Raw genomic sequence first — 9,991 nt, 5'->3', positions numbered from 1 at the left:
GAGACAAAGATAATAATTTATAAATTTACCCCTCAGGTTTTTACATTGACCCGTAAAAACCTGAGGGATTCTATTTCTATGCATATAATTTTTGTACAGTTTTTGATTGAAAGGGTGTCAGATTTGACAATTGCATATCTATTCTATATTATATCAACATTTACCAAAGACATACGGAAACAATCTCCAATAACGTAAAAGAACAAACAAGACTCCAACAAAGAGAACAAAAACAACATATACAGTACGCCCGATGTATAAAAAGAATAAAAAAGCTCTCATTTTTGCATATTCTTTCCGAAATAATCCCTAATTTTGCACTACTCTTAGAATAATTATACAGAAAATGAAGAAAAAAGCCAATCGGTTAGACGCCATCAAGATGATTATCTCAAGCAAAGACGTCAGTTCTCAGGAAGAACTGTTGCAAGCTTTGAGCAAGGAAGGCTTTGAACTGACACAAGCCACCTTGTCACGCGACTTGAAACAGCTGAAAGTAGCGAAAGCAGCGAACATGAACGGTAAATACGTATATGTGCTGCCCAACAACATCATGTATAAACGTTCGAACGACCAGAGTGCAAGTGAAATGCTGATGACAAGCGGATTCGTTTCACTTCAATTTTCGGGCAATATTGCCGTCATCCGTACCCGGCCCGGATATGCCAGCAGCATGGCCTACGACATCGACAACCGAGAGTGTCCCGCCATTCTGGGTACCATTGCCGGAGATGACACCATCATGCTGGTGGTGCACGAAGCAGCGTCACATGACGAGGTACGCAGCTTCCTATCGCAAATCATCCCGAACATTAAATGATAGATAACAACAAAAAACAAGAAATTAAATAAGAAATGGATTCGAAACAAATTGATGTGATGGTGGCTGACGCCTCACATGAAGTTTACGTAGACAAGATTTTGGATACCATCCGGGAAGCTGCCAAGGTACGCGGAACGGGCATCGCAGAACGCACACACGAATACGTAGCTACTAAAATGAAAGAAGGAAAGGCCATCATAGCCTTGTGTGGAGATGATTTTGCCGGTTTCACCTACATAGAGAGCTGGGGTAACAAGCAATATGTAGCAACCTCCGGTTTGATAGTACACCCCAAATATCGGGGACTGGGGCTGGCAAAACGTATCAAGACCGCTTCTTTCCGCCTGGCACGCCTACGCTGGCCTAATGCTAAAGTTTTCAGTCTCACCAGCGGAGCTGCTGTCATGAAAATGAATACCGAGCTGGGATATGTGCCCGTCACCTTCAACGAACTGACCGATGACGAATCGTTCTGGAAAGGTTGCGAAGGCTGTATAAACCATGATATATTGGTAGCTAAGAACCGTAAATTCTGCATTTGCACAGCAATGCTTTACGACCCGAAGCTGCACGAAGAGGATAAAATATAAAAATACTAAGGATATGGAAAAGAAGAAGAAAGTAGTAGTCGCATTCAGCGGAGGTTTGGATACCTCGTTTACGGTGATGTATCTTACCAAAGAAAAAGGGTACGAAGTATATGCAGCTTGTGCCAATACGGGCGGTTTCAGTGCTGAACAGTTGAAGACAAACGAAGAAAATGCCTACAAGCTGGGCGCCAAAGAATACGTCACCCTCGACGTGACGCAGGAATACTATGAGAAAAGCTTGAAATACATGGTATTCGGCAATGTTTTGCGTAACGGTACCTATCCTATTTCTGTAAGTTCCGAACGTATCTTCCAAGCATTGGCCATTGCACGTTATGCCAACGAAATCGGCGCGGATGCCATCGCCCACGGTTCTACGGGTGCGGGTAACGACCAGATTCGTTTTGACATGACTTTCCTCGTCATGGCTCCGGGCGTGGAAATCATCACGCTGACACGCGACATGGCACTGAGCCGTCAGGAAGAGATTGATTATCTGAACAAACACGGCTTTGCCGCCGACTTCACCAAACTGAAATATTCCTATAACGTAGGTTTGTGGGGCACTTCCATTTGCGGTGGCGAGATTCTGGATTCCGCGCAAGGGTTGCCCGAAAGCGCCTATCTGAAGCACTGCACCAAAGAGGGCAGCGAGCAGTTGCGCCTCACTTTTGAAAAAGGTGAGCTGAAAGCCGTGAACGACGAGACATTCGACGCCCCCATCAAAGCCATCCAGAAGGTAGAAGAGATTGGTGCGGCATACGGTATCGGTCGCGACATGCACGTAGGCGACACGATTATCGGTATCAAAGGCCGCGTAGGTTTCGAAGCTGCCGCACCTATGCTGATTATCGGAGCACACAAGTTCCTCGAGAAGTACACTTTGAGCAAATGGCAGCAATACTGGAAGGACCAGGTAGCCAACTGGTATGGCATGTTCCTGCACGAAAGCCAATATCTGGAACCAGTAATGCGCGACATCGAAGCCATGCTGGAATCCTCGCAACGCAACGTAAACGGTACGGCTATCCTCGAACTTCACCCGCTCTGCTTTTCTACCGTAGGTGTAGAAAGCAAAGATGACCTTGTGAAAAACAAGTTTGGTGAATACGGTGAGATGCAGAAAGGATGGACGGCAGAAGATGCCAAGGGCTTCATCAAAGTAACCTCCACAGCACTGCGTGCTTATTATTCAAATCATAAAGACGAGAAAATCTAAATGACCGGCAGGAAGCAAAAACTGACACGTCCCCGGACTGGAAGGATGCTTTCAGGCGTATGTGCAGGACTGGCAAACTTTTTCGGACTCGATGTCTCATTGGTGCGTATCGTTTATACGTTCGCCACGATCTTTACTGCATTTGCAGGCATACCCATATACATTATAATGCTAATTGTTATACCACAAGAACCAAATAGATATTATCGAAATGATTAAAGTAGGAATCATCGGCGGAGCCGGATACACGGCAGGCGAACTGATACGTTTGCTGCTCAACCATCCGGAAGCGGAAATCGTTTTCATAAACAGCTCAAGCAACGCCGGCAACAAAATTACCGACGTACACGAAGGACTGTACGGCGAAACAGACTTGGTATTTACCGACCAGCTCCCGCTGGAAGAAATCGACGTACTCTTTTTCTGTACGGCACATGGCGACACGAAGAAGTTCCTCGAAAGCCACAACGTGCCCGAGGAACTGAGAATCATCGACCTCTCCATGGACTACCGCATAGCCTCTCCCGAACACGACTTCATCTACGGCCTGCCGGAGCTGAACCGCCGTGCCACCTGCAAAGCGAAGCACGTAGCCAATCCGGGCTGCTTTGCCACCTGCATACAGCTGGGGCTGCTACCGCTTGCCAAACATCTGATGCTGAATGATGATATCATGGTGAACGCCATTACCGGAAGTACCGGCGCCGGTGTGAAACCGGGCGCCACGAGCCACTTCAGCTGGCGCAACAACAACATGAGTGTCTACAAAGCTTTCGAGCACCAGCATGTGCCCGAAATCAAGCAATCGCTCAAACAGCTGCAGAACAGCTTTGATGCGGACATTGACTTCATCCCCTACCGCGGCGACTTCCCGCGCGGCATCTTCACCACCATTGTGGTGAAGACCAAAGTGGCCCTGGAAGAAATCGTCCGCATGTATGAAGAATATTACGCCAAAGATTCCTTTACCCACATCGTGGAGAAGAATATCGACCTGAAGCAAGTGGTAAACACCAACAAGTGCCTCATCCATCTGGAGAAGCATGGCGACAAACTGCTTATCATTTCCTGCATTGATAACCTCCTGAAAGGCGCCAGCGGACAAGCTGTCCATAACATGAATTTAATGTTTAACCTGGAAGAGACCGTAGGATTACGGTTGAAACCTTCTGCATTCTAAAAAAAATGAATTTATTCGACGTATACCCTCTCTTTGACATCAACATCGTCAAAGGAAAAGGCTGCCATGTATGGGACGAGAACGGTACCGAATACCTCGACCTCTACGGTGGCCATGCAGTCATCTCAATCGGACATGCACATCCACATTATGTAGAGATGGTGAGTAACCAAGTTGCTACGTTAGGATTCTACTCAAACTCAGTAATTAACAAGCTGCAACAGCAAGTGGCAGAACGCTTGGGAAAAGTCTGTGGCTATGACGACTACTCATTCTTCCTCATCAACAGCGGTGCCGAAGCCAATGAAAACGCCTTGAAACTCGCCTCTTTCTACAATGGCCGTACCCGTGTGATATCCTTCTCAAAAGCATTCCACGGACGTACCTCACTGGCGGTGGAAGTAACGAACAATCCTAAAATCATCGCTCCCATCAACAACTGCGGGCACGTCACCTACCTCCCGTTGAACGACATCGAAGCCATGAAGGCCGAATTGTCCAAAGGAGATGTCTGCGCAGTGATTATCGAAGGCATACAAGGTGTAGGCGGCATCCAACTGCCGACAGACGAATTCATGCAGGCTCTCCGCCAGACTTGTACGGAACACAACACGGTCTTGATTCTCGATGAAATCCAAAGCGGCTACGGACGCAGCGGCAAGTTCTTCGCCCATCAGTACAACGGCATCAAAGCCGACATCATCACCGTGGCAAAAGGCATCGGCAATGGTTTCCCGATGGCAGGCGTACTCATCAGCCCAATGTTTACACCAGTATACGGGCAACTTGGAACCACTTTCGGCGGAAACCACCTGGCTTGCAGTGCCGCCCTTGCCGTGCTGGATGTGATAGAGCAGGAAAACCTGATAGAGAATGCAGCCCAAGTCGGCAACTTCCTGATAACGGAACTAAAGAAATTCCCTCAAATCAAGGACGTTCGCGGACGCGGACTCATGATAGGGCTGGAATTTGAAGAACCCATCAAGGAACTGCGCCTAAGACTACTGAAAGAGCAGCATGTATTCACCGGTGTAAGCGGTACGAATGTACTTCGCCTGCTGCCGCCTCTGTGCCTCGGCATGGATGAAGCAAAGGAATTCTTGGAACGCTTCAAGAAAGTACTTTAATATTTGACACAAATAATCAGCCAGCAAAAGAAACGACCGAAAAGCAGAATACCTTTCTCTCTCGGTCGTTTTTTGTAGAAAATTTATCTACCTTTGCCAGCAAAACAACTCTTTTAACAACAAAAAGATATGAAAACAGCAATTATCGGTGCAGGAAATATGGGGGGAGCCATTGCCCGAGGGCTGGCAAAAGGAACAATCATCCCTGCCGGTAACATCATTGTCTCCAACCCCACCCAGGGCAAGCTGGACAAGCTGAAGGCAGAATTCCCCGCATTGCAAGTGACCAATGACAACCAGGAAGCGGCAGCCGGTGCAGATATGATAATCTTTGCCGTGAAGCCATGGCTGATGGAGCCAGTGATAAAGGAACTGGAACTAAAAGGCACAGAGATTCTTATATCCGTTGCAGCCGGCATTCCTTTTGAAGAGCTGACACACTATGTAGCAGACAAAGAAATGACCATGTTCCGTCTTATTCCCAATACCGCCATCAGCGAGATGGAAAGCATGACACTCATCGCCAGCCGCAATGCCACCAAGGAGCAGGAGCAACTGATGCTGGACATTTTCAACCAGATGGGACTCGCCATGCTCATTCCCGAAGAAAAGATTGCGGCAACCACTGCCATGACTTCCTGCGGCATCGCCTACGTGCTTAAGTATATCCAGGCAGCCATGCAGGCCGGCGTTGAAATGGGTATCTATCCCAAAGACGGCATGCGCATGGTGGCACAATCCGTGAAAGGGGCAGCCGAGCTGATTCTGAACAACGACACGCACCCCAGTGTTGAGATTGACAAGGTGTGTACCCCCGGAGGAATTACCATCAAGGGAATCAACGAGCTGGAACATGAAGGATTCACCTCCACTGTGATTAAAGCCATCAAAGCGAGTAAATGATATTTAATGTGCTAATGTAACGATGTCCCGATATGCCTATGAGCTACGGTATAATTAAACATTGTGCAGCCTATTGGCACATTGCCACACTTTAATAACAACCCATTAAAAAAATATAATTATGGACGAACAAATCAGACAAATAGCCGAACGCCTGCGCGGACTGCGTGACGTATTGGAACTGACTGCCGACGATATCGCCCGCGACTGCGACATCTCTGCAGAAGAGTACCGTCTGGCCGAAACCGGAGAATTCGACATCTCGGTCAGCATGCTGCAGAAGATAGCACGGCACTACGGCATATCACTGGACGCACTGATGTTTGGGCAAGAGCCCAAAATGAGCTCCTACTTCCTGACACGTGCCGGAAAAGGAACCAGTATAGAACGTACCAAGGCATATAAATACCAATCGCTGGCAGCCGGTTTCATCAACCGCACGGCAGACCCGTTCATCGTGACCGTAGAACCGAAACCGGACAGCGAGCCGATACATTACAACAGCCATACCGGTCAGGAGTTCAACCTCGTACTGGAAGGCCGTATGATGGTCAGCATCGACGGCAAAGACTTAATCTTAAACGAAGGAGACAGTCTATACTTCAACTCCAAACTGCCGCACGGCATGAAGGCGCTTGACGGAAAGACTGTAAAATTCCTGGCAGTAATCATGTAATAAAGTTATGGTAGAAAGATTTTTATCTCAAACATCCTTCACCTCACAGGAGGACTTCATCAAGAACTTGAAGATAAACGTACCGGAGAATTTCAACTTCGGCTACGACGTAGTGGATGCCTGGGCAGCCGAGCAGCCCGACAAACCCGCACTGTTGTGGACCAATGACCAGGGCGAATGCCGGCAGTTTACCTTTGCCGACATGAAACGGTACACAGACATGACGGCTTCCTATTTCCAAAGCCTCGGCATCGGGCACGGAGACATGGTGATGCTGATACTGAAACGCCGTTATGAATTCTGGTTCAGCATTGTGGCACTGCACAAACTCGGTGCAGTGGTGATTCCCGCCACCCACCTGCTGACGAAGAAAGACATCGTATACCGCTGCAACGCCGCAGACATTAAAATGATAGTCTGTGCCGGCGAAAGCGTCATCACCGACCATATCACGGCAGCTATGCCAGAGTCTCCTTCTGTGAAACGCCTCGTAAGCGTCGGGCCGGAAGCTCCCGAAGGATTCGAAGACTTCCACAAAGGTATCGAGGCCGCCGCTCCTTTCGTGAAACCGGAACATCCGAACACGAACGATGACATCTCCCTGATGTACTTCACCAGCGGTACTACCGGAGAGCCCAAAATGGTGGCCCACGACTTCACCTATCCGTTGGGACATATCGTCACCGGCAGCTTCTGGCACAACCTGAAAGAGAGCAGCCTACACCTCACCATTGCCGACACCGGTTGGGGAAAAGCCGTGTGGGGCAAGCTCTACGGACAATGGATTGCCGGTGCCAACGTATTTGTATACGACCACGAGAAGTTCACTCCCGCAGCCATACTGGAGAAGATACAGGATTATCACGTCACGTCGCTTTGTGCACCGCCCACCATCTTCCGGTTCCTCATTCACGAAGACCTTACGAAGTACGACCTATCCAGCCTGGAATACTGCACCATCGCCGGAGAAGCCTTGAACCCCGCTGTATTCGAGACCTTCAAGAAACTGACGGGCATCAAGTTGATGGAGGGTTTCGGACAGACCGAAACGACCCTCACCGTCGCCACCATGCCCTGGATGGAACCGAAACCCGGCAGCATGGGATTGCCCAATCCGCAATACGACGTAGACCTGATAGACAACGACGGCCGTTCTGTGGAAGCCGGTGAACAGGGACAGATTGTAATCCGTACCGACAAAGGCAAACCGCTGGGATTGTTCAAGGAATACTACCGTGATGCCAACCGCACCCACGAGGCATGGAACAACGGCATTTACTACACGGGAGATGTAGCCTGGAAGGACGAAGACGGCTACCTCTGGTTCGTGGGTCGCGCCGACGACGTCATCAAAAGTAGCGGCTACCGCATCGGCCCGTTCGAAGTGGAAAGTGCATTGATGACCCACCCAGCCGTAGTAGAATGTGCCATTACCGGTGTGCCCGATGAAATCCGCGGCCAAGTGGTAAAAGCTACGATTGTGTTGGCAAAAGAGTACAAGGCACGCGCCGGAGAAGAGCTTGTCAAGGAGTTGCAGAACCATGTGAAGAAAGTGACGGCTCCCTACAAATACCCGCGTGTCATCGAATTTGTTGATGAGCTCCCCAAAACCATCAGCGGGAAAATCCGCCGTGTGGAAATCCGGGAGAACGACCGGAAATAACACTCGCCACCCAGCATCTGAATCATAAGACAACATCCGGGTAAATGAATAAGGAAGGGGTAAAACCGAAGTCTGCCATTCTATTGACGATTTCAGTTTTACCCCCTCTTTTTACAAATAGTTGTCTCATTGTGAATACCAAAAGGAGAAAAAAACTATATTTGCACGAAATTAAACTTCACTTGGAACATTTATAAACAAGAAAGACCGACACGGCATATGAAAAATAGAATGCAGATATGGAAAATACTGGCTTTCTTAGGAGCGGTACTTTTCTTGTCTGATACAATATACGCCCAACAATGGACATCCGATAGTCATTCGGAATACAAACGGGATACACTCCCTTTCTCACAGCGCTTCATCCACAGATTAGGCGTAGAAGGGCGTGCTGGCTATATTTTTCAGACCAACCCTTTTCTGGAGTACTCCAACCACCAATACAAGGCCATGAAAAATGCCTATGCCGGCCATCTGAAATACTCCTTCCAGCTCCGTCCCCACACCGTTGCCGACCAGGCTTATATAGGAGCCTATCAAGGGATTGGAGTCGGCTATTTCAACTTCGGCAATCCGGAAGAGCTGGGCAACCCGCTGGCGGTCTATCTGTTTCAAGGGGGACGCATCGCCCAATTCAGCCCCCGCATATCCTTGAACTATGAATGGAACTTCGGCGCATCGTTCGGCTGGAAACCCTACGATGAATATGACAACCCGGAGAACCAGATTATCGGCTCGAAAGTGAATGCCTATCTCAATGTGAACCTCTACTTAAAGTGGGCACTCTCCCCCAAGTTCGACTTGATGATAGGAGCTACCGGAAGCCACTTTTCCAACGGAAACACCCAATATCCCAACTCCGGTCTGAACACGGTGGACTGCAAAGTGGGACTGGTATATAACTTTAACCGCAGAGCGGATGAACTCGCCCAATCATGGCAACGCCCTATTGTTCCTCCATTCCCCCGCCACGTCAGCTACGACTTGACTTTGTTCGGCTCCTGGCGAAAGAAAGCAGTGGCCCATGAGGGCAGTAGTGGCCAGGTACCCGCACCCGGCACTTACAACGTGTTCGGTTTCAGCTTTGCACCCATGTACAACTTCGGCTATAAATTCCGCGCCGGTGTGGCGTTGGACGGCGTATACGACCACAGTGCGAACATGAAAGAATCGTACGAGGAAGAGAACGGCTTCTATACTCCGCCCGCCAAGAAACAGATGGCATTGGGCTTATCCGCCCGCGGAGAATTTGTCATGCCTTACTTCACGGTAGGTATCGGTCTGGGAGCCAATGTTCTGCACGGCGGCGGTGACATGAAGTCTTTCTATCAGATTCTTGCCCTGAAAATAGACGTAACACGCAATTCGTATCTCCATATAGGATATAACCTCCGGGAATTTCATGAGCCCAATTATCTGATGTTGGGTATCGGCTATCGGTTCAATAACAAACGCCCCAAGCTGTTCTGAACAATAAAGAGGAGGCTATTTATATAGATTCTTTTATTTCATCTGCAAGCACATATTAGTAAGTGCCACGCGCATATCATCTACTATAGTATTATAGTTAGTTTGTTAGTTCACAGCGATGAACACTTTGTTCAAGTATAGAGAAACAGTTTGTTCCAATAAGGAAAAACAGTTTGTTTTCATATGATGAAACGAAATGTTTTGTTAAGGGAAACAAAGTGTTCGCCATAATGAAACAACTTGTTCTATTAAGGGAAACACTTTGTTCGCTATAGAGAAACGGGGTCAATGTAAAAACCTGAGGGGTAAATTTATAAATTATTATCTTTGTCTCCAAATT

General features: G+C 48.3%; 10 protein-coding genes. All 10 read left to right on the top strand.

Going from position 1 to position 9,991, the window contains the following annotated elements:
- Positions 1-346: 346 nt before the first annotated feature.
- A complete protein-coding gene (gene argR / locus DWY55_RS21230) occupies positions 347-820 on the top strand; it encodes an arginine repressor (protein ID WP_005825113.1) in 474 nt (157 codons plus the stop codon).
- A 35-nt stretch (positions 821-855) separates the two neighbouring features.
- Positions 856-1,413: a GNAT family N-acetyltransferase gene (locus DWY55_RS21225; protein WP_005825115.1), complete on the top strand. Its 558-nt coding sequence runs from the start codon at positions 856-858 to the stop codon at positions 1,411-1,413.
- 13 nt (positions 1,414-1,426) lie between these two features.
- Positions 1,427-2,632, top strand: coding sequence for an argininosuccinate synthase (locus tag DWY55_RS21220; RefSeq protein ID WP_117600278.1), 1,206 nt, complete (start codon positions 1,427-1,429; stop codon positions 2,630-2,632).
- A complete protein-coding gene (locus DWY55_RS21215; RefSeq protein WP_005825120.1) occupies positions 2,633-2,851 on the top strand; it encodes a PspC domain-containing protein in 219 nt (72 codons plus the stop codon).
- A complete protein-coding gene (gene argC, locus DWY55_RS21210; RefSeq protein ID WP_005825122.1) occupies positions 2,844-3,812 on the top strand; it encodes an N-acetyl-gamma-glutamyl-phosphate reductase in 969 nt (322 codons plus the stop codon). Before DWY55_RS21215 ends, argC begins: the two co-directional genes overlap by 8 nt.
- Positions 3,813-3,817: 5 nt before the next feature.
- Entirely contained in the window at positions 3,818-4,939 is a 1,122-nt protein-coding gene (locus DWY55_RS21205; RefSeq protein ID WP_005825124.1) for an aspartate aminotransferase family protein, read from the top strand.
- 129 nt (positions 4,940-5,068) lie between these two features.
- Complete coding sequence (gene proC, locus DWY55_RS21200; protein WP_005834777.1) at positions 5,069-5,842, top strand: pyrroline-5-carboxylate reductase; 774 nt, start codon at positions 5,069-5,071, stop codon at positions 5,840-5,842.
- Positions 5,843-5,963: 121 nt separating this feature from the next.
- The gene (locus DWY55_RS21195) at positions 5,964-6,518 is read left to right on the top strand and encodes a helix-turn-helix domain-containing protein (protein ID WP_005825132.1); all 555 of its coding nucleotides are present in this window, start codon (positions 5,964-5,966) and stop codon (positions 6,516-6,518) included.
- A gap of 7 nt (positions 6,519-6,525) precedes the next feature.
- Positions 6,526-8,181 carry an AMP-binding protein gene (locus DWY55_RS21190; protein ID WP_057281362.1) on the top strand — a complete coding sequence of 552 codons (1,656 nt, stop codon included), beginning with the start codon at positions 6,526-6,528 and terminating at the stop codon, positions 8,179-8,181.
- A gap of 219 nt (positions 8,182-8,400) precedes the next feature.
- On the top strand, positions 8,401-9,651 hold the full coding sequence (locus DWY55_RS21185; protein ID WP_035457578.1) for an acyloxyacyl hydrolase: 1,251 nt from the start codon (positions 8,401-8,403) through the stop codon (positions 9,649-9,651).
- Positions 9,652-9,991 lie beyond the last annotated feature (340 nt).

The sequence above is a fragment of the Bacteroides sp. AF25-38AC genome (assembly GCF_003602995.1).
In the GTDB taxonomy this organism is placed as follows: Bacteria; Bacteroidota; Bacteroidia; order Bacteroidales; family Bacteroidaceae; genus Bacteroides; species Bacteroides uniformis.
Note: the sequence above shows the minus strand (reverse complement) of the source record. Positions and strands in the feature narration are given on the sequence as shown.

What these genes read in the sequence shown, in the direction of transcription:
- argR (WP_005825113.1), top strand. Translation starts at nt 347, where the DNA reads ATGAAGAAAAAAGCCAATCGGTTAGACGCCATCAAGATGATTATCTCA.
- DWY55_RS21225 (WP_005825115.1), top strand. Translation starts at nt 856, where the DNA reads ATGGATTCGAAACAAATTGATGTGATGGTGGCTGACGCCTCACATGAA.
- DWY55_RS21220 (WP_117600278.1), top strand. Translation starts at nt 1,427, where the DNA reads ATGGAAAAGAAGAAGAAAGTAGTAGTCGCATTCAGCGGAGGTTTGGAT.
- DWY55_RS21215 (WP_005825120.1), top strand. Translation starts at nt 2,633, where the DNA reads ATGACCGGCAGGAAGCAAAAACTGACACGTCCCCGGACTGGAAGGATG.
- argC (WP_005825122.1), top strand. Translation starts at nt 2,844, where the DNA reads ATGATTAAAGTAGGAATCATCGGCGGAGCCGGATACACGGCAGGCGAA.
- DWY55_RS21205 (WP_005825124.1), top strand. Translation starts at nt 3,818, where the DNA reads ATGAATTTATTCGACGTATACCCTCTCTTTGACATCAACATCGTCAAA.
- proC (WP_005834777.1), top strand. Translation starts at nt 5,069, where the DNA reads ATGAAAACAGCAATTATCGGTGCAGGAAATATGGGGGGAGCCATTGCC.
- DWY55_RS21195 (WP_005825132.1), top strand. Translation starts at nt 5,964, where the DNA reads ATGGACGAACAAATCAGACAAATAGCCGAACGCCTGCGCGGACTGCGT.
- DWY55_RS21190 (WP_057281362.1), top strand. Translation starts at nt 6,526, where the DNA reads ATGGTAGAAAGATTTTTATCTCAAACATCCTTCACCTCACAGGAGGAC.
- DWY55_RS21185 (WP_035457578.1), top strand. Translation starts at nt 8,401, where the DNA reads ATGAAAAATAGAATGCAGATATGGAAAATACTGGCTTTCTTAGGAGCG.